The organism is Bradyrhizobium sp. BLXBL-03, from assembly GCF_051853015.1.
GTDB lineage: Bacteria > Pseudomonadota > Alphaproteobacteria > Rhizobiales > Xanthobacteraceae > Bradyrhizobium > Bradyrhizobium manausense.
In genome coordinates this window covers 2,797,802-2,819,690 of the sequence record NZ_CP182470.1, presented here as the reverse complement: position 1 = coordinate 2,819,690, position 21,889 = coordinate 2,797,802, and the positions used below count along the sequence as shown (strand labels likewise).

Below are 21,889 nucleotides of genomic sequence, written 5' to 3'. Positions count from 1 at the left end.
CCAACGCGGTGTTTTTGCTCGAACTCCAGACCAGCGATATGCACGCCGCACTCGGCCGCCTGCTCGACCAGACGCGTGTCGCGGGACTTCGGCTCGCGGCCGTCAGCGCACGGGCGGACGCGAGCGAATGCCGCATCTCGGCTTCCATAGACATCGATGATCGCGACGCTGTCGACCGGATCGCTCGCCGCGTCGGCGCGTTGTTCTGCATCGATGCGATCGAGGTGAGAGGTGAAAGCCAATGCCCGACTCGGACCTCACACATGACACTATGAGCCCGCGGCGCGATATGGCTCCATCTGCCGCGCCTGCGCCACTGAAGCTGCACGTGCCCGAGCCGGCAGTGCGCCCGGGCGGCACGCCCGATTTCTCGAACATCCGCATCCCGCGCGCCGGCCAGGTCGATCGTCCCAGCGTCGACGTCGATCCCGAGGCCATCCGCGATCTCGCCTTCTCCGTCATCCGTGTGCTCAATCGCGACAGCGAAGCGGTGGGGCCCTGGGCCGGGGCGCTCTCGGACAGTGAATTGCTCGAGGGCCTGCGCCACATGATGACGCTGCGTGCGTTCGATGCGCGCATGCAAATGGCGCAGCGCCAGGGCAAGACCTCGTTCTATATGCAGCATATGGGCGAAGAGGCGGTGAGCTGCGCCTTCCGCAAGGCGCTTCTTCCGGGCGACATGAATTTTCCGACCTATCGCCAGGCGGGGCTCTTGATCGCCGGTGGCTACTCGCTGGTCGAGATGGCCTGCCAGATCTACTCCAACACGCACGATCCCCTGAAGGGGCGCCAATTGCCCGTGATGTATTCCTCCAGGGAACACGGCTTCTTCTCGATCTCGGGCAATCTCGCCACCCAGTACATCCAGGCGGTCGGCTGGGCGATGGCGTCCGCCATCAAGAACGACACCAAGATCGCCGTTGGCTGGATCGGCGACGGCGCAACCGCAGAATCGGACTTCCATGCCGCGTTGGTGTTCGCTTCGACATATCGCGCGCCGGTCGTGCTCAACATCGTCAACAATCAATGGGCCATCTCGACCTTCCAGGGGATCGCGCGCGGTGGCTCCGGCACGTTCGCCGCGCGCGGTCTCGGCTTCGGCATTCCGGCGCTGCGCGTCGACGGCAACGACTACCTCGCAGTCCATGCGGTCGCAAAATGGGCTTGCGAGCGCGCACGCCGCAATCTGGGCCCGACCCTGATCGAACACGTCACCTACCGCGTCGGCGCTCACTCCACCTCCGATGACCCGGCAGGCTATCGGCCGAAGACGGAATCCGACGCATGGCCGCTCGGAGATCCCGTGATCCGGCTGAAGAACCATCTGATCGTTCGCGGTGCCTGGTCGGAGGAGCGGCACAAGCAGACGGAGGCCGAGATCCTCGACACCGTAATCTCGGCGCAGAAGGAGGCCGAAAGCTACGGCACGCTCCATTCCGAGCAGCGGCCTACGGCACGCGACATGTTCGAGGGCGTGTTCGCCGAGATGCCTCCGCATCTGCGCCGCCAGCGCCAGGAAGCCGGAGTCTGAACCATGACACGCCGGACCATGATCGAGGCCATCAGGGATGCCATGGACGTGATGATGTCGCGCGACGACGGTGTCGTCGTGTTCGGCGAGGATGTCGGCTATTTCGGCGGCGTGTTTCGCGCCAGCCAGGGACTGCAGGCGAAATACGGAACGAGCCGCTGCTTCGATACCCCGATCAGCGAGCTCGGCATCGTCGGCATCGCGGTAGGCATGGCGGCCTACGGATTGAAGCCCTGCGTCGAGATTCAGTTCGCCGACTACATGTATCCTGCCTACGACCAGATCGTCTCGGAGGCTGCACGGCTGCGCTATCGCTCCAACGGCCAGTTCACCTGCCCGCTTGTGGTTCGCATGCCGACCGGCGGCGGCATCTTTGGCGGGCAAACGCACAGCCAGAGCCCGGAAGCGCTGTTCACCCACGTCTGCGGTATCAAGACCGTCGTGCCGTCGAACCCGCGCGACGCCAAGGGTCTGCTGATCTCGGCCATCGAGGATCCCGATCCCGTCATCTTTCTCGAGCCGAAGCGTCTCTATAACGGTCCGTTCGACGGCCACCATGACCGGCCGGTGACGCCGTGGTCGAAGCACGATCTAGGCGAAGTCGACGACGGCCATTTTGCAATTCCGCTCGGCAGCGCCGCGATCCGCAGAAAGGGCAACGCCGTCACCATCCTCGCCTACGGGACGATGGTTCATGTCGCCGAGACCGCCGCGAACGAAACCGGTATCGACGCCGAGATCATCGATCTTCGCTCACTGCTGCCGCTCGATCTGGATACCATCGAAGCCTCGGTGAAGAAGACCGGACGCTGCGTGATCGTGCATGAGGCAACGCTTACCTCCGGCTTCGGGGCCGAGCTCTGTGCGCTGGTCCAGACGCGATGCTTCTATCATCTTGAAGCTCCCATCCTGCGCGTCGCCGGCTGGGATACGCCCTACCCGCACGCGCAGGAATGGGACTACTTCCCTGGCCCGGCGCGCATTGGCCGCGCGCTGATCGAAACGATGGAGGCCTGAGATGGCCGAGCGCGTGGTCAGGCTGCCGGACGTCGGCGAAGGCATTGCGGAAGCCGAACTGGTGGAATGGCATGTGAAGGTCGGCGATGTCGTTCGTGAGGACGCCGTGCTCGGCGCCGTCATGACCGACAAGGCGACCGTCGAAATCCCCTCGCCGGCTGACGGACGCGTCACCTGGCTCGCCGGCAATGTAGGCGATCTTCTCGCCATCGGCTCGGACTTCGTGCGCATGGAAGTCGATGGCGCGAGCGAGCGGGTGCCGGAGGCGGCAAAACCGGCATCGCCGGCAGCAAGCGCTCTGGCCCAAAAGGGGGATCACGGCGCAACCACCCCGCGCGCGCCGGTGGGTGCACAGAAATCGAAGCCCTCCGCTGCACCACTCCATCACGGGGCCGAACGGCCTTTGGCCGCTCCTGCCGTCCGGCTCCGTGCGCGCGAAGCTGGCGTCGACCTGCGGCAGATCCGCGGCACCGGTCCGGCTGGGCGGATCACTCACGACGATCTCGACGCTCTTCTCTTGCGCGGCCGCGCTGGAACGCCAGCGACGCCGCACCAGGCCCAAACTGCTGTCACCGACATCAAGATCGTCGGCTTGCGGCGCAAGATCGCCGAGAAGATGTCGATTGCGAACGCGCGCATCCCGCACATCACCTATGTCGAGGAGGTCGATGTCACGGCGCTCGAGGATTTGCGCGTGAAGGTCAACGGCCGCAAGCTGCCGGACAAGCCGAAGCTGACATTGCTGCCGTTGCTGATGCGCGCGATGGTGCGCGCGATCGCCGAGCTGCCGCATCTCAATTCCCATTTCGACGATGAGGCAGGGATTGTGCACCAGCACGCCGGCGTTCATATCGGAATCGCCACCCAGACCCCGACCGGCCTGATGGTCCCCGTCGTCAGGCATGCCGAAGCGCGCGACCTCTGGGGTTGCGCCAGTGAGATCGCCCGGCTTGCGGAAGCCGCCCGAAACGGCAGCGCCACCCGCGACGAACTCACCGGCTCAACCATCACCATCACATCGCTCGGCGCCCTCGGCGGGCTGGCGACGACGCCCATCATCAATCACCCGGAGGTCGCGATCGTCGGCGTCAACCGGATCGCGATCCGGCCGCACTGGGACGGTTCGGCTTTCGTACCGCGCCAGATGATGAACCTGTCGTCCAGCTTCGATCATCGGGTGATCGATGGTTTCGATGCCGCTCAGTTCGTACAGCGCATCAAGCTGCTTTTGGAGACGCCGGCGATGATCTTCATTGACTGAAAAAGCGATGACCGAGATTACCTGCAAGCTTCTCGTCATCGGCGCCGGCCCCGGCGGCTACACCTGCGCGATCCGTGCCGGCCAGCTCGGCATCGATACGATCGTCATCGAAGCCGAAAGGCCGGGTGGCACCTGCCTCAATGTCGGCTGCATTCCCTCGAAGGCCCTGATCCACGCGGCCGACCAGTATGAAACGATTGCGATTGCCGCCGGGGGCAAGAGCGCGCTCGGAATTTCGACTGCAAGGCCGTCGCTCGACTTCGCCAAGACCATCGCCTGGAAAGACGGCATCGTCAGGCGCTTGAACGGCGGCGTGGCTGGCCTGCTCAAGAAAGCCGGCGTCAGGCTGATTGCCGGGCACGCTCGCTTTCGCGACGGCAAGTCGATCGAGGTCAAAACGCAATCCGGCTCGCAGATGATTCATGCCGAAGCGGTGGTGATCGCGACGGGGTCTGAGCCGATTGCGATTCCGACTCTGCCGTTCGGAGGTCGCGTGATCTCCTCCACCGAGGCCCTTGCGCTGACCGAGATTCCGGACAGGCTGATCGTGGTCGGCGGCGGCTATATCGGTTTGGAGCTCGGCACGGCGTTCGCAAAGATGGGCGCGGCCGTCACGGTCGTCGAGGCCGCTCCACGCATTCTGCCGCAATATGATGCCGAACTGAGCGCGCCTGTGGGAAGGCGCCTCGCCGCGCTCGGGGTCGGCGTTCTGACAGGCGCGAAGGCGAAAGCTCTCGTTTCGGACGGCAGAGCGCTCGCGGTCGAGACCGCCGACGGCCAGCAGACGACCCTCGATGCCGACAAGATTCTGGTGACGGTGGGCCGCAGGCCTGTAACATCAGGATTCGGCCTCGAGACGCTCGATCTCGACATGAACGGATCTTTCATCCGGATTGACGACCAATGCCGTTCTTCGATGCGCGGCGTCTTCGCCATCGGCGACGTCACGGGCGAGCCGATGCTGGCGCATCGCGCCATGGCGCAAGGCGAGATGGTCGCAGAGATCGCCGCCGGCCGTCACCGCGCCTGGGACAGGGTTTCGATCCCGGCGATCTGCTTCACCGATCCCGAGATCGTCACGGTCGGCTTGTCGCCGAGCGAGGCAAGCGGTCAGAGCTTCGACATCAAGACGGACCGCTTTCCGTTCAAGGCCAACGGCCGCGCACTGACGCTGGAGCGCGAGGACGGCTTCATCCGGACCGTGGCGCGGGCGGACAATCATGTTCTGCTTGGCATCCAGGGCGTCGGAGCCGGTATCGCCGAGCTCTCTGCGGCCTTCAGCCTGGCACTGGAAATGGGCGCGCGGCTCGAGGACGTCGCCTTCACCATTCACGCGCATCCAACCCAAAGCGAGGCCTTCCATGAGGCTGCTCTGAAGTTGCTGGGCCACGCAATTCACATCTGAAACATCGAGGGAGAAGCCGTGAGCCGGAGAGGGGACCGACAGCTACGTGCTCGGCAAGATCAACGTCAACTCAGTCTTCCCGATCCCGGATGGCGCGCCGGCAGAGCTGCGCAGATGAGAATCTGTTCTCCGGCCCCGGCGCGCAGTCACGCGGCAACTTCGATCGGTGCCTTCGCGCCGGTCATGAAGGCAACCGCATCCGACATCGTGTAGGCCTTGGGATCGATCACCGTGAGCCGCCGACCGAGTCGATGAATATGGATGCGATCGGCTATCTCGAACACGTGCGGCATGTTGTGGCTGATCAGGACCACCGAAACGCCACGCCGCCGCACATCGAGGATCAGTTCCAGCACCCGACGCGATTCCTTGACGCCGAGCGCCGCAGTCGGTTCGTCCATGATGACGACGCGCGAGCCGAAGGCCGCAGCCCTCGCAACCGCCACACCCTGGCGCTGACCGCCCGACAAGGTTTCGACCCGCTGATTGATACTTTGCACGGTCATAAGACCAAGCTCGGTGAGCTTCTCGCGGGCGATGCGCTGCATGGCCTTGCGATCGAGCATGCGGCAGATCGTTCCGAGCGGCCCGGCCCGGCGCAGTTCGCGGCCGAGGAACATATTGTCGGCGATCGATAGGCTGGGCGACAGAGCAAGCGTCTGGTAAACCGTCTCGATGCCGGCCGCCTGAGCGTCGAGCGGCGAACGAAATGCGACTGTCTTGCCGGCGAGTTTGATCTCGCCTGAGTCCGGAACCAGTGCGCCCGAGAGCGCGCGGATCAGCGATGACTTTCCGGCACCATTGTCTCCGATCACGGCCAAGATCTCGCCCGGATAGAGATCGAAGTCGGCATGATCGAGCGCCGTCACGCGGCCATAGCGCTTGTTGAGGCCGCGTGCCTGAAGGAGCGGAGTTGTACCGGGAACGTTCGATCCTGTGCTCATGCCGACACCTTGCGAATCCATTGATCAAGCGCCACTGCGATGATGATCAGCCAGCCGACGGCGAATTCTTGCCAGAGCACGTCGACATCGGACAACGCGAGCCCGTTGCGAAATACGCCGACGATCAGCGCGCCGATCAGCGTGCCGATAATCGAACCACGCCCGCCGAACAGACTAGCGCCACCGACGACCACCGCAGTGATGCTGTCCAGATTGGCTGTCTGGCCGGCCTGCGGGCTGATCGAGCCAATGCGTCCGATCAATGCCCAGGCACCAAGCGCGCAAATCACGCCGGCGATCACATAGACACTGAAGAGAATGCGGTCGGTCCGGATGCCGGAAAGCCGCGCCGCATCGGGATCGTCGCCCACCGCATAGAGATGGCGCCCGAAGGCGGTGCGATTCAACACGAACCAGATCAACGCCACGAGGCCGAGCATGAAGAAGGAGCCATAAGTGAAGCGGGCGCCAAGAATGTTGACCGGCGTTCCCAGGGCCTGCAGCAGCGGGGCGATTTTCGCGACCTCCTGCGAACGGATGGTCTCGGACGCCGAATACCAAAGATTGAGCGCGAAGAAGATCGACCACGTCCCGAGCGTCACGATGAAAGGCGGCAGCTTGAGTCGGGTCACGAGCGTACCGTTGATCACGCCGCAGCCGGCACCTGCGGCAACGCCGACAACGAGCGCGATGGGAGCCGGCAGTCCCATGGTGACCGCGAGCTTGCCCATGATGACGGAGCACAGCACCATGATGGCCCCAACCGAGAGATCGATGCCGGCGGTGATCACGATCAACGTCTGCGCCGCCCCGATGATACCGATGATCGTGACCTGCTGGATGATCAGCGAGAGGTTGAACATCGACAGAAAACGCGAGCCGACGGTGAAGCCGAACGCCGCAACGCTGAGCAGCAGCACGATCGCCGGCACTGCTGTCGGATTGGCGTGCAGGAAATGCTGAAGCTTCTGCAGCGGCGATCGCGCACGAACCTCGAACTCGGCGGCGCGACTCTCGCCCTTGTCGAGCATGAGCTCGAAAGCCTGGGCAACCGGGCGGCTACTGCCGATATCGGTCATGACCATTTTCCTCGTTGCATGCGGGGATCTGCCCGTCCGATCGCGGAAGGGTTTCCGGCTTTTGGCGCCCGTCTCGCGGGCGCCAATCCTTGGGGGCGACGACAATTCAGAGCTGCGATCAGCCCCAGCACTTCTTCAAGGCAGCAGCGCTGTCGATCGACGGCATTTCGCCAACAGGCTTGTCGGTGACGAGTTCGACGCCGGTATTGACGAAGTCGAGACCGGGCGACGCCTTCGGCTTGCCACCGCCAGTGGCAAAGGTCTTCACCGCCTCAACGCCCTTCGCCGCCATCAGCAGCGGGAATTGCATGGAGGTGGCGCCGATGACGCCGTCCTTCACGTTGCGCACGCCAGGGCAACCGCCGTCGACCGAAACGATAAGGACGTCCTTGTCGCGGCCAACCGAGCGCAACGCCTCGTAAGCTCCCGCCGCCGCAGGCTCGTTGATGGTATAGACGAGCGAGATGTCCGGATTCTTCTGGAGCAGATTCTCCATCGCCTTGCGGCCGCCTTCCTCGCTGCCGAGCGTCACATCGTGACCGACAATGCGAGCATCCTTCTCGTCACCGATCTTGGCGGGGTTGCCGAGATCAATGCCAAAGCCTTTCAGAAAGCCCTGATCGCGCGCGACATCGACCGAGATCTGATTCACGTTGAGGTCGAGCAGCGCAATCTTCGCCGATGCCGCCTTGGCGCCCAGCGTCTTGGCAGCCCATTGGCCGATCATTTCACCTGCCAGGAAATTGTCGGTGGCGAACGTTGCATCAGCCGCATTCGCCGGATCGAGCGGGGTGTCGAGGGCGATGACCAGAATGCCCGCCGCCCGCGCCTTCTCGACAGCGGGCACGACCGCGCGGGAGTCGTTTGGTGTGATCAGGATGCCCTTCGCACCGGCGGCGATCAGGTTCTCGATAGCCGCGACCTGGCTCTCATTGTCGCCGTCCACCTTTCCGGCAAACGAGCGGAGCTCGACATCATTCGCCTTGGCCGCCTCGTCGGCGCCGGCCTTCATCTTCACGAAGAACGGGTTGGTGTTGGTCTTGGTGATGAGGCCCACGATCGGCTTGTCGGCCGCGAAACTGCTGGTGGCGCCCAGAGCCAGCGCGAACGCTGTGAATAGTCCGAGTGACTGACGCATCAATTCCCTCCTCGTTAGTCGTCTTGTTGGCCTGCACGGTTTCGACCGCGTGGTGGGGCATCCTAGAGAGCGCAAAACGACCTTGTCAATAAATAAATCATGCCGACTTATTAATTGACACGCATTGCCAACTGCGGTCATTGTAACGGCCGACTGCCGGGAACGGCCAATCGACCTGTCGCGAGGACGGATTCCCCGGATTGTGAGGAGCCAAAGATGGAAGAAACAGCCGCGGTTGCTGGAACTACGGTGGCCTTCCCCGGCGACAGCCGCGGCACCACTCAAACCGGCGTGAGACTGTACAACGAGCGCCTGATCCTCTCCCTCATTCGGCGCCATCGTAGTCTCGCCAAGGTCGAGATCGCGCGCCTCACCGGGCTTTCGACTCAAACCACGACGGTGATCATCAATCGGTTGGAAGCCGACGGACTGCTCCGTGCAGGCGAACCGCAGCGAGGCCGCATCGGCCAACCGTCGGTCCCCTATTCGCTCAATCCGGACGGCGCGTTTGGACTGGGGCTCATGATCGGCCGTCGCAGCTCCGATCTGGTGTTGATGGATTTCGCCGCCGGCATCCGCGCCAGACGACGCGTGATCTACTCCTTCCCGGCCCCCGAAGAGATCATGGCATTTGCCGAACGCGAGATGCCTGGTCTTCTCGCCGAATTGCCAGAAGCCCAGCACGACAGGATCAGCGGCATTGGCGTCGCGATGCCATTTGAGCTGTGGAATTGGGAAGCTGACCTGCAGACGCCACCCGGCGCGCTCGGCAAATGGCGTGACTTCAATGTTGCTGCCGAACTGTCGCGCCGTTTCGCCCCTTGGCCGGTGCGCGTCAGCAACGACGCGACTTCGGCATGCGCAGCCGAACTCACCTTCGGTGCTGGCGCGGCGTATCGGGATTTTGCCTATTTCTACATTGGCGCCTTCATCGGCGGCGGCATCGTTCTGAACGGCAGCCTCTTCCCGGGACGCAGCAGCAATGCCGGCGCGCTCGGTTCCATGCCGATCATGCGGCGGGAGGAAAATGGTGAGGCAAGCCTTCAGCAATTGATCCGCACCGCTTCCATCTATCAGCTCGAGCGCCGACTGATCGCCGCTGGCCGACCGGGCACCGACATCTGGCTCTCGCCCGACGACTGGTCGAGCTTCGAGGAACCGCTGGAAGCGTGGGTTTCCGAGGCGGCCGCAGCGCTGGCGCAGGCGATCACCGCCCTGCTCGCAGTGATCGACTTTGAAGCCGTCATCATCGACGGTGCCTTTCCGGTCGATGTGCGCCATCGCCTCGTCGAGCGCACAAAGGAACATTGGGCCGGTATGGACCGGCAGGGCCTCACCGACGCTGTCGTGGTGGAGGGCTCGATCGGGCGCGACGCGCGCGCGATCGGCGGCGCGGCGCTGCCGTTGCTCGCGGCGTTCGCTCGCGACCACGACGTGCTCTTCAAGGATTGAGCATGTTCGTCCTGATGAACGAGGGTCACGCATCATGATTCTTGTCTGTGGCGAAGCCCTGATCGATCTGTTTGTGAGGGCGCACGGCGGGTCCGCGATGTCGACCCATGCCGTTGCTGGCGGGTCGCCCTTCAATGTTGCTGTTGGTCTCGCCCGGCTCGGGGTTCGAACGGCCTTCCTGAGTGGCATTTCGCGCGATCATTTCGGCACGTTCCTCGCGGACAGGCTCGCTCGCGAGGGCGTGGACGGCAGCTTTCTCGTGCGAAGCGACCGGCCGTCCCCGATCTCGATCGTGGCGACGACCGGTGACGGCCAGCCAAACTATACTTTCCACGGCGAAGGCGCGGCAGATCGCTCGCTGAGACTTGCCCATCTCCCCCGCACGCTGCCGGACGATATTCAGGCCCTGACCTTTGGCTCTTATTCCATGGCTGTCGACCCGGTCGGCTCCACGTTTGCCGCGCTCGCTGAGCGAGAGCATGGCCGCCGCGTCATCAGCGTCGATCCGAACGTGCGACCGACCGTCGTCGGCGACATGAAAAGCTGGGCCGTCGCCGCGGAACGCTTCTACCGGACGGCTACGATGATCAAGGCGAGCGACGAGGATGTCCGCATTGCGTGGGGCGGTCGTGCCTCGATTGCCGATGCAGCCGCCTACTGGCTCGCGTGCGGGGCGCATCTGGTGGTCGTGACCGAGGGAGCAAAGGGCGCAACCGCCTTTTCGACCACTGGCAGCGTCTCGGTGCCCGGTCGTTTCACGGTCGTGCGCGACACCGTGGGCGCCGGCGATACATTCCACGCCGCGCTGCTTGCGCAGCTTGCGAAAACCGGCCGGCTCCGTCCCGAGGCCATTGCGGAACTCGACCCTCCGGCAATCCGCGAGTTGCTCGCTTACGCGACGGCTGCCGCTGCCATCACGGTGTCCCGCGATGGAGCCGACCTGCCGACCGCCGCCGACATCGATGCGAGTACGGAGCCATGCCATGCTTGACAGAGTGACGGACACAACGCGGCACATCAAAGAGGCTCGAATTGAAGAGGGGGCGGGCATGACAAGCCGCGTCATCCCGGTGGCCCCCTTTGTGCTGACCGTTTTCGGCGTGACAGGCGATCTCGCACGCCGCAAGCTGTTGCCGGCGCTGTTTCGCCGCGATTTCGCCGGCCAGTTGCCGGATGACGCGACCATTCTCGGCGTCGCGCGCGGTGCAATGTCGCGCGATGACTTCCTCGCCATGGTGCGCGAGGCGATCGTGCAACATGTGCCGGCATCGGAAACGACGGGAGCGGAACTCGATCGCTTCCTGGCCCGCATCTCCTACATGGCTGCCGACGCGGAAGGCGAGCATGGCTGGACCGAACTGGCGGCGGCGCTATCGGCCTATGCCGACCGCATCCAGGTGCACTATCTGGCGACGGCACCGCATCTGTTCGGGCCGATCTGCGAAAGGCTCGGTCACTACGGTCTTTCGAAGGGCGATTCCCGCATCGTCATCGAGAAGCCGATCGGCAAGGATCTCGAATCCGCAATCCGATTCAATCAAACCGTCGGGAAGATTTTTCCGGAGGAACGCGTCTATCGGATCGATCACTATCTCGGCAAGGAGACGGTGCAGAACTTGATGGCGCTGCGGTTCGCCAACGCGCTGTTCGAACCGCTGTGGAATGCCGCCCACATCGACCATGTGCAGATCACGGTCGCCGAATCCATCGGCGTGGAGGAACGCGGCCCCTACTACGACAAGTCCGGCGCGCTGCGCGACATGGTTCAGAATCATCTTCTGCAGCTGCTCTGTCTGGTGGCGATGGAGCCGCCACATTCGCTCGAGGCGGATGCCGTGCGCGACGAGAAGCTCAAGATCCTGAAGTCGCTCGAACGGATCGACGAAACGAACGCTGCATTCCTGACCGTACCGGGCCAATACCGCGCCGGCGCATGCAATGGCATCGCCGTGCCCGGCTACGCGGAAGAGATCGCAGATCGCCCAAGCTCGACGGAGACGTTCGTTGCGCTCAAGGCGGCCGTTGCAAATTGGCGCTGGACCGGCGTTCCCTTCTACCTGCGCACCGGAAAGCGGCTGCAACAACGCAGCTCCGAGATCGTCGTGACCTTCCGCAAGGTCCCACATTCGATTTTCAATTCGAATTCGGGAAAGGCGTTGCAGACGCGGCTCGTGATCCGTCTGCAGCCCGACGAGGGAATCAAGCTCTGGCTGATGATCAAGGAGCCCGGACCGGGCGGCATGCGGTTGCAATATGTCCCTCTCGACATGAGCTTTGCGGAAGCATTCGACGTCTCCGTGCCGGACGCTTACGAGCGGCTGTTGATGGATGTGGTCCGTGGCGATGCGACCTTGTTCATGCGCCGGGACGAAGTGGAAGCGGCATGGCGCTGGATCGACCCGATCCGTCAGGCGTGGAGCCGGATGAATGAAATCCCGCGTCCCTACGTTGCCGGCAGCTGGGGCCCCTCCGCCGCCGTCGCGCTGATCGAACGCGACGGCCGGACATGGATGGAGGACGGTCCGTGACCACGGAGCAGCTTGTTGCCGATGCCAGGTCCGCAGTCAGGAGGCGTGTATGACGATCGAAGCAAAGGTCAATGCGCGGGTGGCCGAAGTGACGGACCGCATCATCAGGCGCAGTCACGACGGCCGGGCACGCTATCTCGACCGCATTGCTGACGCGGCGAGCACGCCGGTCCGCCGGCGGCTGGGATGCGCCAACCAGGCCCACGCCTTCGCGGCTTGCGGCGGGCACGACAAGAAGCTGATGCAGGACGGTCACGTCCCCAGCCTCGGAATTGTCACGGCCTACAACGATATGCTCTCGGCGCATCAGCCCTACGAGCGTTTCCCTGAACTTATCCGACGGAGCGCGCGCGCAGCCGGCGGGGTCGCCCAGGTCGCGGGCGGCGTACCGGCGATGTGCGACGGCATCACCCAGGGCGAAGCGGGAATGGAGCTCTCGCTGTTCTCGCGCGAGGTCATCGCCTTGTCCACCGCGGTCGCGCTGTCGCATCAAACCTTCGACACCGCGGTGTTTCTCGGCATCTGCGACAAGATAGTGCCGGGCCTCGTGATCGGTGCATTGTCGTTCGGGCATCTGCCCGCGGTCTTCATTCCATCCGGTCCGATGACCTCGGGCCTCGCCAACGACGCAAAAGCAAAAATCCGGCAGGCTTACGCGGAAGGAAAGGTCGGCCGCGACGCCTTGCTGGAAGCCGAGGCGCAGGCCTATCACGGCGCGGGGACGTGCACGTTTTACGGCACCGCCAATACCAACCAGATGCTGATGGAGATCATGGGCCTGCAGCTGCCGGGCGCATCCTTCGTGAACCCGAACACGCCCTTGCGCGATGCGCTCACCTGTGCCGCCACCGAACGCGCATTGGACATCACATCGCTCGGCAATCAGTACATCCCGATCGGTCGCGTGCTCGACGAGCGCGCCTTCGTCAACGGCATCGTGGGGCTGCACGCCACCGGCGGCTCGACCAATCTGACGCTGCACCTGGTTGCCATGGGCGCGGCGGCCGGCCTCACACTGACCTGGGACGATTTCGCCGACCTTGCGGAGGTGACGCCGCTGATCGCGCGGATCTATCCCAACGGCTCCGCAGATGTGAATCATTTCCATGCCGCCGGCGGCATGAGCTTCCTGATCCGGGAATTGCTTGCTGCCGGGCTCCTGCACCGCGACGCCCTGACCGTCTGCGGCGCCGGGCTCGATGCGTACCTGCAAGAGCCGCGGCTCGATGTCGAGGGAAGGCTGACGTGGTGCGATGGACCGGCCGCAAGCGGCGATACCACCGTGCTGCGGGGGATCTCTGACCCGTTCCAAACGACAGGCGGCCTCCGGGTTCTGAACGGCAACCTCGGGCGCGCCGTCATCAAGACCTCTGCAGTGGCGCCGCAGCGCCATGTGATCGAAGCGCCGGCTCGCGTGTTCCATTGCCAGGAGGATCTGCAACGGAGCTTCGCTGCGGGCGAGCTCACGAGTGATTTGATTGCGGTGGTGCGCTTCCAGGGCCCCAAGGCAAACGGAATGCCGGAGCTGCACAAGCTGATGCCGCTCCTTGGCGTTCTTCAGGACCGCGGGCTGAAAGTGGCACTTGTGACCGACGGGCGGCTTTCGGGCGCGTCGGGCAAGGTTCCCACAGCGATTCACGTGACGCCTGAAGCGGCTGACGGCGGTGCGATTGCGCGGATTCGCGACGGCGACGTCATCAGGCTCGACGCTGTCACCGGCCGGCTTGACGTGCTCGTCGCCCCGGGCGAGTGGGCCGCGCGAGCCTGCGCGCAAGCCGATCTCTCCGCGGCGCATACAGGGATTGGCCGCGAGCTCTTCGGTTTCTTCCGCGAGCGCGTCAGCTGCGCAGATCGCGGCGCAAGCGTTTTTGTGACGTGAATGCAAAAGGGGGCCGGCGCAGTTGAGATCGGTTTGCATGGATAACTCGTTGCCGGGCGCGATTTGCCTTCTTGCCTGATGATGGCTCCATCCGGCTCGCAGCGCCGCGCTCATGGCCCGACGCTCTCGCGGCGTGTTTTCACCCGAGCTTTGCCTTGTCATTTCATTCTCTTGCTGCCCTCAAAACCAAGAGCAACTGGGGTCGGAGTAGACCGGCGATCAGACGGGCTCAAGGCTGGTGCTGGCGCACCCCCGCCTTCGGCGGCTGACGGCCTTGACTCCGTCTGCACGCCGGTCTTTGGACTTGGCATGCGCTCGGCCGAGATCCGAGCGCGAGAAGGCGCGCTCGTCAGGTCATCCTGTATCTTTTCGGATCCCACGTCTCGCCGCGAGCGATCATGGTGTTGGGGATGACGATCAGCTTGCGCATGCAGGCGACGATCGCGACCTTTGGCGGCTTGCCCTTGGCAACCAGGCGTTCATAGAAGGCCTTGAACACCGGATTGTTCAGCGTCGCGGCGCCGATGCAGGGCATGTAGAGGGCGTTCCGCACCCAGCGGCGGCACCCTTGATGCAGCGTTCACCTCAACGTTTGCGGCTATCGTCGTCATAAGGAGCAACGCCCACCAACGCGGCGGCAACTTCGTCGCTCACCTGCCCCAGCTCCGGCAGCCCTCCAAGCAGCGCCATTGCGGTCCCCTCAGCAAAGCCTGGTACGCTCTGGATGATCTCGGCGCGTTTGGCAAAGTCCGGCGCTGACCCACTGGGAAGAAGCAGCAACCGCTAACAATTCATAGCCTGCAAAAAAGCCCCGGCGAGCCGGGGCTTTGGTTTGCGCAGACTGGGGCGATCAGTATCTCGCCGCGACCGGGGCGCCGTAGCCGCCGAAGCGATAGTTCAAGCGCACGGTGACCATATCCACGTCTTGGCTGACCCGGTCGTTGAGTACTGCCGCAAGACGCGGATCGACCACGGAGAAGGAGTTATTTGCGTGCCCCATCCACAAGTGGTCGTATTCAACACCGACCGACCAGTTAGGCGTGAAGCCATACTCGAAGCCAACACCCAAGGTGCCGCCCCAGCGCGTGCTATCCGCCGAGACCAGACCGATCCCAGTGGTGTTGTCGAATATAGTCAAGCGATTGCCGGTCACAGCCGCGCCGCCCTTCACATAGAGCAGCGCCGAATTCCAAGCCCAACCGAGTTGGCCGGTGAAGAGACCGATCGCGTCAGTCTTTGCCGTGGTTGAGAGCGTCGGATCGAGCAGGCTCACGCGCGTGTTCTTGAGGTCGGCCCAATCGCCTTGAGCTTCCAATCCGAATACAAACTGATTGGTTTGCCAGCGATAGCCAATTTGTCCACCGGCCAGGCCCCCTGACCGATCACCGCACCCGCTCGCGAACGTGCCCGCAGCAGTGACAAAATCCACGCAACTGTGGCTTTGACCCCAACCGCCGTTGGCACCGATGTAGAAACCGGTCCAGTCGTAAATCGGAGCAACCACAGGCGGCGGTGCCTTGGTGTACGGACGGGCCGCCAGATCAGCCGCCGACGCGGGGGCGGATAGACCCACGGCCATCATCCCGGCCGCGACAATCAGAAGCTTTTTCATTACGAGAATCTCCCCAGAAAGACGTTCAAAAAAGTCACGAGGCAGGAATCAATGCTACCCGGTTCGCCTGAAGGTTGATGTAGCTAAGCCGCAACACCCGGCTCGGATATTTAGCGGCAAATTCTTTCAATCAATTAAGCATTTACAGGGAACCGAATGCACTTCAACGTGCATTACGCGTAGAAGAGAGATCAGCGACCCTCGAGAGGGTCCTGTAGATCGCGCGTACCGCGCGAAAAGGCCGAACACATGGCTGCTCCGACCAACCCTGCTGCGTGAAGATTCTTCTTGCCAGCCCGGAGCCGTCCACACATGGCCCATCGCTGCCGCATCCAACGGATGAGAATATGTCTGTGTGGCGATTTTGGCACTCCTCTGAATTAATAGCCGCACGCCATTGCTCCCGATTCCAGATTCAGGCTTCTTAATCGAGCCGCAATTGCCTCGATGGGGACCAACGTGCACGGCGAAGCCGGATGCATCGTTTGCTGCCAAGCCAGAGCGCTGAAAGCGCTTTTTCCGGTCGCTGAAGGATGCGAGCTAAAGCTCTATGAATGTGCTAGCTGCGCTAGCCGGATGTGGCTGATTACTAGAGCATCGATCCCAAAGCGCGGGAAGAAAGAATCGCAGCCTATGACCATCGACGCTGCACTAGAAGCCGCTGCTTTCGGAGTACGATTGCCGAGTGACCTATCACCCGGCAATAGGGATCGTGTCGACCCTTTGGCAGGGTAAGCAGCGATAGGCATAAACAGCCGGCAAACCTGCAATCTTTGGGAGTGTCGCAAGGTACTCCATGGGACGCCTGCATTGCTTGCAAATAAGAACCGGTGGATTGGCCCGCCTCATTCAAATGCCCTTAAAAAGCGGGAACCGTAGGGTTTTGGAATTCCGAGCGCATCCCCGGTCTAATACTGACGATTATCGAAATTCGGCGGTGGGCCGCCGACGAACGTCCTAACCAGATTGCAACGGCGCGCTCGACGGTGGTCACGAAGCCTTTGTCGAAATTGACAAGTCCTCCCCCCGCCGTGCAAGCAAGCCATAGAGGGCTGGGGGCGTAGAGGATGGGATGGATCGCGGATTGGCTTCGCCGACCTGATGTCGGAATGAAGCCTCGGAACGGCGCACAGGTGGACTTGCAACCGCTGTCGGAGCGCGGCGGACGTTGGCTCAAAGCCAACCTATTTCACTTCCCCGGAGCGGTGTGGTCACGCAAGCGCGGATGTGTCGAGCTGTCAGAGGGTGACGTCATCGCGCTGCATCTCGTAGTGGAGCGCATCACATCGGTGGAACTGAGGGTTCGGTTTTATGGACGGCTCCGACGTTGGGACGGCATGTCGCCGGTCTGGACGTTGCTGGTGCGGGGGAAGCGCAGCGCACCGCTTCAAATGAACGAGGCCGCCAACTGAGGGCTGTTATCGCATCTGGGACAGAACTTCATCGTCAGGCAATTTCGCGCAGTGGCAACGCGAGCTGCACGGCGAAGGGTCTGGTCGCGTTGGCCTTGATGAAGGCTTGGAGCGCCGGGGAAGCCGGGTGGGCGTCGTCGGCCGCCCGTTCGGCTAGTTCGTCCGCGATCTCCGCTGTGGCGTCTCGCGACCAACCCTCAACGGCATTGAACACCACGATCCGCAATGGATAGGCGTACTGTCCGGACAAGATGTCGCGCAGCACGATCTCTCGATCGGTGTCCGCCTCGTCGGTCTCCCGCCAAGCGCAGCCGGCACGGGCGCCGAAGTCCTCCAACACTAGATAGATATCTCGATCGAGACGGTCGGACGGCACGATCGACGGCGCGCTACGCATGACGCAACTCCGGAACTGTTGACGATCAACCGAGACCGGTCGTTCTAAGTTCCCGTCAATGCCGTCCGGCGTCAAGCTCATCCCGAGCCGCCCGCGCAACCTCTCGCGCCTCTATCAGCGCCCCTGCGTGATGTGCCGCACAGCGACTACCAACGGGGTCGTCTAATCTTGACCAACAAGTTGAGGGGCTGCCCCTTAACGGCGACCACATCGCACAACCGGGAGAGGGACCATGATCGACAACAACCACGAACTGACAATTGTGAACTCGACGCCGTGAACGGGGGCCTTTTCAAGGAAATCGCTGCCAAAATCATCGAGATCGTTAAGAGCCGCGGAACCCCATCGCAAGGCGGCCAAAACGATCCGGCCCAGATGTTCCAGCAAGTATTGCAGCAGCTGACGCAATAAGGCTGTGGCTGATCTGTACCTCATCCGGGTCGCCGCGCTGTTCGATTGCAGACCGGGCACGGCCCGTCGAGAGCGCCGCACGGGCTTGGTCGGCTCTCGCTGCTCCAGAATGGCCGGCCGGAACGGGTCTCGCAAATCACACCACTGACAGAACTTCATCGATTGATCGCTTCCAGCTCATCCCGAGCAGTACGCGCTACCGTCCGCGCCGTCTCCAGCGCGACATCGCGCTTCAGCGCTTCGGGCCGCAGGCGCCGACTAGGAAGTTCATCCCAGTAGAAGTAGCGGCTCGGCCGACCATCGCCGTACCGCACCTCGAAGCTGCCGCAGTCGGGCACAGCCTCGTGCTTTATGAGGCGGATCGAAGTGATCTTCGACGCTTGCATGCCACTCATCAAAGCAGCGATGCAAGTAGCTCGCAAATTAATCCATAGTGGGTCGCATCATCGGCGAGCTACTGGCGGTCGTGGGTGTTGAAACGAGCAGCCGTGCATTCTCTCGACCACCGATCTACTCGCCTTCGATCACCCTGTCCTTTGTGGACCGCAAGCTGCGAACGTAATAACCCCGCCGCTGAACAGCCGATTTGATCTCATCGCTCACCTTCAGAATTCTTCGTCTACTCTTGCGCCACCTCTTGCCGGAGTAAGCTGCCGGGATCGGCGAGCCCAATTCTAAAACGAGCAAGTCGCTCGTCCCGTTGCGACGATAGACATCAAACACGTTCCGCCCCCGCGATCTTTTAATTTGAACCAAGAATGGAATGCGCTTTGGTCGTGTCAATGGACCAGCTTAGAACCTAGGATGATCGCGCAGGTTGCAGCGTCCCAGCAACATGTGCTGCTTGTGAATTGCGGGGAAAATGCCCGGGCATTAACACGTTCAACTTAGCTTTCTGTTTGGATGTTGTCCAAATGCCACGTCAACGCACCAATTCTGGTCTCGATCAATACGAGCTTGCGGTCGATGAGATCGTCGCCGCTTGTGACGGTGATCTGCGCGGCGCACTGAGAGCGCTGATGCTGCTGAATGAGCAATTGGAGCAGCGATTGGTTCTGATGAGTGAGGTCCGTTCTCCACATCAGCGGCTGCATTAGGCGGAAGTTCGCCAACACTCCGGGCATAGCAGATGACCCGAGTTGCGTTTTCACATACGCAAATGGCTGATCGTCCTTAAGATCTTTTGCAGTGTCTCAGTAATCTGACCTTCGCGCCCATCATCCGCAAGAAGCTGCTGTAGCTCGCTTATGTTGTCGTCGAGGGCCATCGAGAGCAATGCGCTTTGTTGTTGTACTAGCGGGTCGAGCCCGACCCTGGCCAATTTGCGGATCAACAAATCATAAGCATCTCGCATATCCGCAACGTTTACTGTTCTCCATTCGTGGTCGATAGTTGCTTCTGTTGCACAGTGCGCGATGCAATCCAACATCGCCGATGTAAAGCTTCGCATATCCATTTTGCACAATGCCCCGTCCTACCGCGAACCTATAACCGCAGGTTGAGGGTTTCTCTTTGTCTTGGCGCTAACAAACCGAACGCCAACGCGTGTCCCGTCAACCCAAATCAGTTCGCACCGTCGAAATGCCAGTCCCGTAGACGATAGCACCAGAAAGAATTCCTGTGCCTTCAGCGGCTCGACCGAGCCCGCTACCTCAAGCTGGGCACCCGTTGTTGAAGCGTCAAGGAGGATGCAGCTTCGCTGCCATGTCCCATCTACGCCCATGATCCTGACAGTATGCTTGTGGTCAAACCGGACGCGTTCCGATCTTCGTTTGCTTCCAAGCATTTGCAATTCTCAAGCAATTATCCATCCTTGAAGGAGTGCAGCGCCTCCTCGCGCGCCGCTTCCGTAAACACTTGAGCCTCGCAACGAGCACAATGGATTGAAATAGAACCTTGCGAGCGTTAGGCGCAGGACCGCTACGAGCGCAGCTCCGAACTGCTGAGTTTGAAATGACCCTTGCCGGAAACTGGTGCTCCGGCAGTCCCCTTGAACGACTAATTTCGGTGAACGGAGTTTCACACAAAACATTTAAGAGAAAGTTATGCGATTGCATCACGAGATCGCGCGCCGTCAGAGTTGCATACAGAAATGTGCACTGCCGCCTCCCGTAAGCTGCGGCATTAAGGGATGAGACTGATCTTAATTGAGCGGATCGTTACTAGTGGTGATGCTGCGGAGGTCGCACATGAAATGTAGGGACCTATCTACTCGATTTCGCTCACCACCTCATTTGTGGACCGCAAGCTCCGAACGTAATAAGCTCGTCGCTGAACGACCAACTTGATCTCATCGCTCACCTTCAGAATTCTTCTGCTCTTGCGCCATCTTTTGCCGGAGCACGCTGCTGGACGCCCGTTCGATGATCCGATCATGCCCCGGAGGGGCACTGGCTGTGGACGCTGCGGGATGCTGACCAGACCGTTCGCTGCCACAGCGGGGGTGACCCGTCGTAAACGATTTTATAGGTCGCTTCTGCTAGGTCTTCTGGCTTTCACCGGCAAAGCCACCGGGCAAAAGATTGCAATGACCTCAAAAATCGATTGTGAGCTAACGCACTTGGCTCGCGAAATCGCAAATAGGCAACGATATATCGAGGACCAAGTAGCGCTGGCCGATGTCCTGGAGCGTGATGGACACGAGGTCCTCGACCATGGGAAGGCCATCGCGAAGGACCGCTCAGACTTGGCTCTGCAGATCGCACGGCAGTTCCGTCTCTTGGAGGAAGTTGCGAGCCAGGAGCCGTCGATGGACGCATGAGGGGGGCATGAAGGAGCGTCGAGAGATAGAGCGCACGAATGTCGACGAAGTCGCTTACATTTCGGGTGACGGCGCCAGCTTACGTTGCCGCGCGTTCAACATCTCGGAAAAAGGAGCGGCGATTGAGCTTCCGACGAAGCAACAGATGATGCCCGACTTCAAGCTGATGTTGGAAAAGGATCGTATTGTTAGACATTGCCTTTTAGTCTGGTCGAGTGGCAATCGGATCGGCGTCATCTTCACGGGTGATCCGTTGGATGGGGCAGACTTCGCGCGAGCGAGTGAACCTTGATACCGCGCCTCAGCGACGGAGAGGGTGAGCATTTGGCGCACTCCATGAGCCGCCTCTAGCTCGTCCTTCGGGCTCGGCGTCAGGGTACCGGGCTCGGCGTGTCCAAGGTGGCGCACGGCGCGCTTGTGCTGTATGCGCTTGGACTGATTATAGACACCAGTCGCCTGTGGCACGGTCTCACCGTCGTCCTTGGTCACGGCGTGGTCGAGGCACTTGGCAATTGCAGCCTCTGAGAAAACGCTTCACCAGCATCAATCGTATTGCCGCTCGATGTTGGGAAACATCGTCTCCGCCGAAACTCGCAGCATATCGAGTAGCATTCGCGCCTCTTGGAGCTGATGCCCCAGTTTGTGTTTATTGTCGCTTGGAGGGCAGTCCTCGATCAGCGCACGGGCGTGCTGCAGTGAGAGATCGAGCAGAATTATCGCGCGGCGAATATGGTGAGCGGTCTCGACCGCGTGCTTAGAAGCGGATTTCGGAAATGGCACAACATTGCTCATGGAAGAAACCACCAATGCAATTTGCCGGAAGTATAATGTGCCGCTACGCTTTTAAGGCGATTGCAATTTTCCTGTGTCCTTTTGTGCAGTGTTTTGTGAGCGGCCTTAACCGACCGTTAACCATAGATTAAGGCATTTGGCTTCGCACACCCGGACGACCTTTCTGAAAACCTTTGACCCCGGCGTCGATCCTCAAACCGGCGCCGGGTTCATTGGTGGCGGCGTCCGCGACACACCAGTCAATGATAAAGGTTCCGGCGCAGTGCCTTC

The 21,889-nt window shown here is 61.8% G+C and carries 23 protein-coding genes; 13 read left to right on the top strand and 10 right to left on the bottom strand.

Going from position 1 to position 21,889, the window contains the following annotated elements; all coding sequences use genetic code 11:
- Positions 1-8: 8 nt before the first annotated feature.
- Genes ACNJX9_RS13415 through lpdA form a run of 5 tightly spaced genes read left to right on the top strand, consistent with a single transcriptional unit; the run spans position 9 to position 5,214 of the window.
- Positions 9-275 (top strand): hypothetical protein, encoded by a 267-nt coding sequence (locus tag ACNJX9_RS13415; protein ID WP_439409185.1) that lies wholly within the window; start codon positions 9-11, stop codon positions 273-275.
- Between the two features lie 14 nt (positions 276-289).
- Positions 290-1,531 (top strand): 3-methyl-2-oxobutanoate dehydrogenase (2-methylpropanoyl-transferring) subunit alpha, encoded by a 1,242-nt coding sequence (locus ACNJX9_RS13410; RefSeq protein ID WP_439409184.1) that lies wholly within the window; start codon positions 290-292, stop codon positions 1,529-1,531.
- A 3-nt stretch (positions 1,532-1,534) separates the two neighbouring features.
- On the top strand, positions 1,535-2,548 hold the full coding sequence (locus tag ACNJX9_RS13405; protein ID WP_439409183.1) for an alpha-ketoacid dehydrogenase subunit beta: 1,014 nt from the start codon (positions 1,535-1,537) through the stop codon (positions 2,546-2,548).
- A 1-nt stretch (position 2,549) separates the two neighbouring features.
- A complete protein-coding gene (locus ACNJX9_RS13400; RefSeq protein ID WP_439409182.1) occupies positions 2,550-3,809 on the top strand; it encodes a dihydrolipoamide acetyltransferase family protein in 1,260 nt (419 codons plus the stop codon).
- 7 nt (positions 3,810-3,816) lie between these two features.
- Complete coding sequence (lpdA, locus tag ACNJX9_RS13395; protein ID WP_439409181.1) at positions 3,817-5,214, top strand: dihydrolipoyl dehydrogenase; 1,398 nt, start codon at positions 3,817-3,819, stop codon at positions 5,212-5,214.
- Positions 5,215-5,360: 146 nt separating this feature from the next.
- Here lpdA and ACNJX9_RS13390 read toward each other — a convergent pair whose 3' ends face one another.
- The 3 genes from ACNJX9_RS13390 to ACNJX9_RS13380 form a co-directional block, all read right to left on the bottom strand.
- The gene (locus tag ACNJX9_RS13390; protein ID WP_439409180.1) at positions 5,361-6,179 is read right to left on the bottom strand and encodes an ATP-binding cassette domain-containing protein; all 819 of its coding nucleotides are present in this window, start codon (positions 6,177-6,179) and stop codon (positions 5,361-5,363) included.
- The gene (locus tag ACNJX9_RS13385; protein WP_439409179.1) at positions 6,155-7,237 is read right to left on the bottom strand and encodes an ABC transporter permease; all 1,083 of its coding nucleotides are present in this window, start codon (positions 7,235-7,237) and stop codon (positions 6,155-6,157) included. Before ACNJX9_RS13385 ends, ACNJX9_RS13390 begins: the two co-directional genes overlap by 25 nt.
- Positions 7,238-7,355: 118 nt before the next feature.
- Positions 7,356-8,375 carry a sugar ABC transporter substrate-binding protein gene (locus tag ACNJX9_RS13380; RefSeq protein ID WP_057751000.1) on the bottom strand — a complete coding sequence of 340 codons (1,020 nt, stop codon included), beginning with the start codon at positions 8,373-8,375 and terminating at the stop codon, positions 7,356-7,358.
- A 216-nt stretch (positions 8,376-8,591) separates the two neighbouring features.
- On the opposite strand from ACNJX9_RS13380, the gene ACNJX9_RS13375 reads away from it, so the two are divergent.
- From ACNJX9_RS13375 to edd, 4 genes are read left to right on the top strand one after another with little or no spacing between them, the layout of a single operon-like run.
- Positions 8,592-9,827 carry an ROK family transcriptional regulator gene (locus ACNJX9_RS13375; RefSeq protein WP_439409178.1) on the top strand — a complete coding sequence of 412 codons (1,236 nt, stop codon included), beginning with the start codon at positions 8,592-8,594 and terminating at the stop codon, positions 9,825-9,827.
- 34 nt (positions 9,828-9,861) lie between these two features.
- Positions 9,862-10,818 carry a carbohydrate kinase family protein gene (locus tag ACNJX9_RS13370; protein ID WP_439409177.1) on the top strand — a complete coding sequence of 319 codons (957 nt, stop codon included), beginning with the start codon at positions 9,862-9,864 and terminating at the stop codon, positions 10,816-10,818.
- A gap of 58 nt (positions 10,819-10,876) precedes the next feature.
- Positions 10,877-12,355 (top strand): glucose-6-phosphate dehydrogenase, encoded by a 1,479-nt coding sequence (zwf, locus tag ACNJX9_RS13365; protein ID WP_057751010.1) that lies wholly within the window; start codon positions 10,877-10,879, stop codon positions 12,353-12,355.
- Positions 12,356-12,404: 49 nt separating this feature from the next.
- A complete protein-coding gene (edd, locus tag ACNJX9_RS13360; RefSeq protein WP_439409176.1) occupies positions 12,405-14,234 on the top strand; it encodes a phosphogluconate dehydratase in 1,830 nt (609 codons plus the stop codon).
- Between the two features lie 349 nt (positions 14,235-14,583).
- On the opposite strand, the gene ACNJX9_RS13355 is transcribed toward edd, so the two are convergent.
- On the bottom strand, positions 14,584-14,769 hold the full coding sequence (locus tag ACNJX9_RS13355) for a hypothetical protein (RefSeq protein ID WP_271601506.1): 186 nt from the start codon (positions 14,767-14,769) through the stop codon (positions 14,584-14,586).
- A 315-nt stretch (positions 14,770-15,084) separates the two neighbouring features.
- Positions 15,085-15,846 carry an outer membrane protein gene (locus ACNJX9_RS13350; RefSeq protein WP_439409175.1) on the bottom strand — a complete coding sequence of 254 codons (762 nt, stop codon included), beginning with the start codon at positions 15,844-15,846 and terminating at the stop codon, positions 15,085-15,087.
- Positions 15,847-16,955: 1,109 nt separating this feature from the next.
- Here ACNJX9_RS13350 and ACNJX9_RS13345 point away from each other — a divergent pair.
- Positions 16,956-17,258, top strand: a complete 303-nt coding sequence (locus ACNJX9_RS13345; protein WP_439409174.1) for a hypothetical protein — start codon at positions 16,956-16,958, stop codon at positions 17,256-17,258.
- Positions 17,259-17,292: 34 nt separating this feature from the next.
- On the opposite strand, the gene ACNJX9_RS13340 is transcribed toward ACNJX9_RS13345, so the two are convergent.
- Both ACNJX9_RS13340 and ACNJX9_RS13335 read right to left on the bottom strand, forming a co-directional pair.
- Complete coding sequence (locus tag ACNJX9_RS13340; RefSeq protein WP_271601511.1) at positions 17,293-17,655, bottom strand: hypothetical protein; 363 nt, start codon at positions 17,653-17,655, stop codon at positions 17,293-17,295.
- A gap of 566 nt (positions 17,656-18,221) precedes the next feature.
- The gene (locus tag ACNJX9_RS13335) at positions 18,222-18,452 is read right to left on the bottom strand and encodes a hypothetical protein (protein WP_439409173.1); all 231 of its coding nucleotides are present in this window, start codon (positions 18,450-18,452) and stop codon (positions 18,222-18,224) included.
- Positions 18,453-18,980: 528 nt separating this feature from the next.
- On the opposite strand from ACNJX9_RS13335, the gene ACNJX9_RS13330 reads away from it, so the two are divergent.
- The gene (locus tag ACNJX9_RS13330; protein ID WP_271617550.1) at positions 18,981-19,163 is read left to right on the top strand and encodes a hypothetical protein; all 183 of its coding nucleotides are present in this window, start codon (positions 18,981-18,983) and stop codon (positions 19,161-19,163) included.
- 50 nt (positions 19,164-19,213) lie between these two features.
- Here ACNJX9_RS13330 and ACNJX9_RS13325 read toward each other — a convergent pair whose 3' ends face one another.
- Both ACNJX9_RS13325 and ACNJX9_RS13320 read right to left on the bottom strand, forming a co-directional pair.
- The gene (locus tag ACNJX9_RS13325) at positions 19,214-19,522 is read right to left on the bottom strand and encodes a hypothetical protein (protein ID WP_439409172.1); all 309 of its coding nucleotides are present in this window, start codon (positions 19,520-19,522) and stop codon (positions 19,214-19,216) included.
- Between the two features lie 18 nt (positions 19,523-19,540).
- On the bottom strand, positions 19,541-19,852 hold the full coding sequence (locus tag ACNJX9_RS13320) for a PilZ domain-containing protein (RefSeq protein WP_271617552.1): 312 nt from the start codon (positions 19,850-19,852) through the stop codon (positions 19,541-19,543).
- A 624-nt stretch (positions 19,853-20,476) separates the two neighbouring features.
- Here ACNJX9_RS13320 and ACNJX9_RS13315 point away from each other — a divergent pair.
- On the top strand, positions 20,477-20,827 hold the full coding sequence (locus ACNJX9_RS13315; protein ID WP_439409171.1) for a hypothetical protein: 351 nt from the start codon (positions 20,477-20,479) through the stop codon (positions 20,825-20,827).
- A gap of 7 nt (positions 20,828-20,834) precedes the next feature.
- Positions 20,835-21,119, top strand: coding sequence for a PilZ domain-containing protein (locus ACNJX9_RS13310; RefSeq protein ID WP_439409170.1), 285 nt, complete (start codon positions 20,835-20,837; stop codon positions 21,117-21,119).
- A gap of 251 nt (positions 21,120-21,370) precedes the next feature.
- Here ACNJX9_RS13310 and ACNJX9_RS13305 read toward each other — a convergent pair whose 3' ends face one another.
- Positions 21,371-21,619 (bottom strand): hypothetical protein, encoded by a 249-nt coding sequence (locus tag ACNJX9_RS13305; RefSeq protein ID WP_439409169.1) that lies wholly within the window; start codon positions 21,617-21,619, stop codon positions 21,371-21,373.
- Between the last annotated feature and the right edge of the window lie 270 nt (positions 21,620-21,889).

What these genes read in the sequence shown, in the direction of transcription:
- ACNJX9_RS13340 (WP_271601511.1), bottom strand. Translation starts at nt 17,655, where the DNA reads ATGCGTAGCGCGCCGTCGATCGTGCCGTCCGACCGTCTCGATCGAGAT.
- ACNJX9_RS13375 (WP_439409178.1), top strand. Translation starts at nt 8,592, where the DNA reads ATGGAAGAAACAGCCGCGGTTGCTGGAACTACGGTGGCCTTCCCCGGC.
- ACNJX9_RS13305 (WP_439409169.1), bottom strand. Translation starts at nt 21,619, where the DNA reads ATGAGCAATGTTGTGCCATTTCCGAAATCCGCTTCTAAGCACGCGGTC.
- ACNJX9_RS13385 (WP_439409179.1), bottom strand. Translation starts at nt 7,237, where the DNA reads ATGACCGATATCGGCAGTAGCCGCCCGGTTGCCCAGGCTTTCGAGCTC.
- ACNJX9_RS13370 (WP_439409177.1), top strand. Translation starts at nt 9,862, where the DNA reads ATGATTCTTGTCTGTGGCGAAGCCCTGATCGATCTGTTTGTGAGGGCG.
- ACNJX9_RS13405 (WP_439409183.1), top strand. Translation starts at nt 1,535, where the DNA reads ATGACACGCCGGACCATGATCGAGGCCATCAGGGATGCCATGGACGTG.
- ACNJX9_RS13315 (WP_439409171.1), top strand. Translation starts at nt 20,477, where the DNA reads ATGCTGACCAGACCGTTCGCTGCCACAGCGGGGGTGACCCGTCGTAAA.
- ACNJX9_RS13410 (WP_439409184.1), top strand. Translation starts at nt 290, where the DNA reads ATGGCTCCATCTGCCGCGCCTGCGCCACTGAAGCTGCACGTGCCCGAG.
- ACNJX9_RS13390 (WP_439409180.1), bottom strand. Translation starts at nt 6,179, where the DNA reads ATGGATTCGCAAGGTGTCGGCATGAGCACAGGATCGAACGTTCCCGGT.
- ACNJX9_RS13325 (WP_439409172.1), bottom strand. Translation starts at nt 19,522, where the DNA reads ATGGATATGCGAAGCTTTACATCGGCGATGTTGGATTGCATCGCGCAC.
- ACNJX9_RS13380 (WP_057751000.1), bottom strand. Translation starts at nt 8,375, where the DNA reads ATGCGTCAGTCACTCGGACTATTCACAGCGTTCGCGCTGGCTCTGGGC.
- edd (WP_439409176.1), top strand. Translation starts at nt 12,405, where the DNA reads ATGACGATCGAAGCAAAGGTCAATGCGCGGGTGGCCGAAGTGACGGAC.
- ACNJX9_RS13320 (WP_271617552.1), bottom strand. Translation starts at nt 19,852, where the DNA reads ATGCTTGGAAGCAAACGAAGATCGGAACGCGTCCGGTTTGACCACAAG.
- ACNJX9_RS13330 (WP_271617550.1), top strand. Translation starts at nt 18,981, where the DNA reads ATGCCACGTCAACGCACCAATTCTGGTCTCGATCAATACGAGCTTGCG.
- zwf (WP_057751010.1), top strand. Translation starts at nt 10,877, where the DNA reads ATGACAAGCCGCGTCATCCCGGTGGCCCCCTTTGTGCTGACCGTTTTC.
- ACNJX9_RS13345 (WP_439409174.1), top strand. Translation starts at nt 16,956, where the DNA reads ATGAAGCCTCGGAACGGCGCACAGGTGGACTTGCAACCGCTGTCGGAG.
- ACNJX9_RS13355 (WP_271601506.1), bottom strand. Translation starts at nt 14,769, where the DNA reads ATGCCCTGCATCGGCGCCGCGACGCTGAACAATCCGGTGTTCAAGGCC.
- lpdA (WP_439409181.1), top strand. Translation starts at nt 3,817, where the DNA reads ATGACCGAGATTACCTGCAAGCTTCTCGTCATCGGCGCCGGCCCCGGC.
- ACNJX9_RS13335 (WP_439409173.1), bottom strand. Translation starts at nt 18,452, where the DNA reads ATGCAAGCGTCGAAGATCACTTCGATCCGCCTCATAAAGCACGAGGCT.
- ACNJX9_RS13400 (WP_439409182.1), top strand. Translation starts at nt 2,550, where the DNA reads ATGGCCGAGCGCGTGGTCAGGCTGCCGGACGTCGGCGAAGGCATTGCG.
- ACNJX9_RS13310 (WP_439409170.1), top strand. Translation starts at nt 20,835, where the DNA reads ATGAAGGAGCGTCGAGAGATAGAGCGCACGAATGTCGACGAAGTCGCT.
- ACNJX9_RS13350 (WP_439409175.1), bottom strand. Translation starts at nt 15,846, where the DNA reads ATGAAAAAGCTTCTGATTGTCGCGGCCGGGATGATGGCCGTGGGTCTA.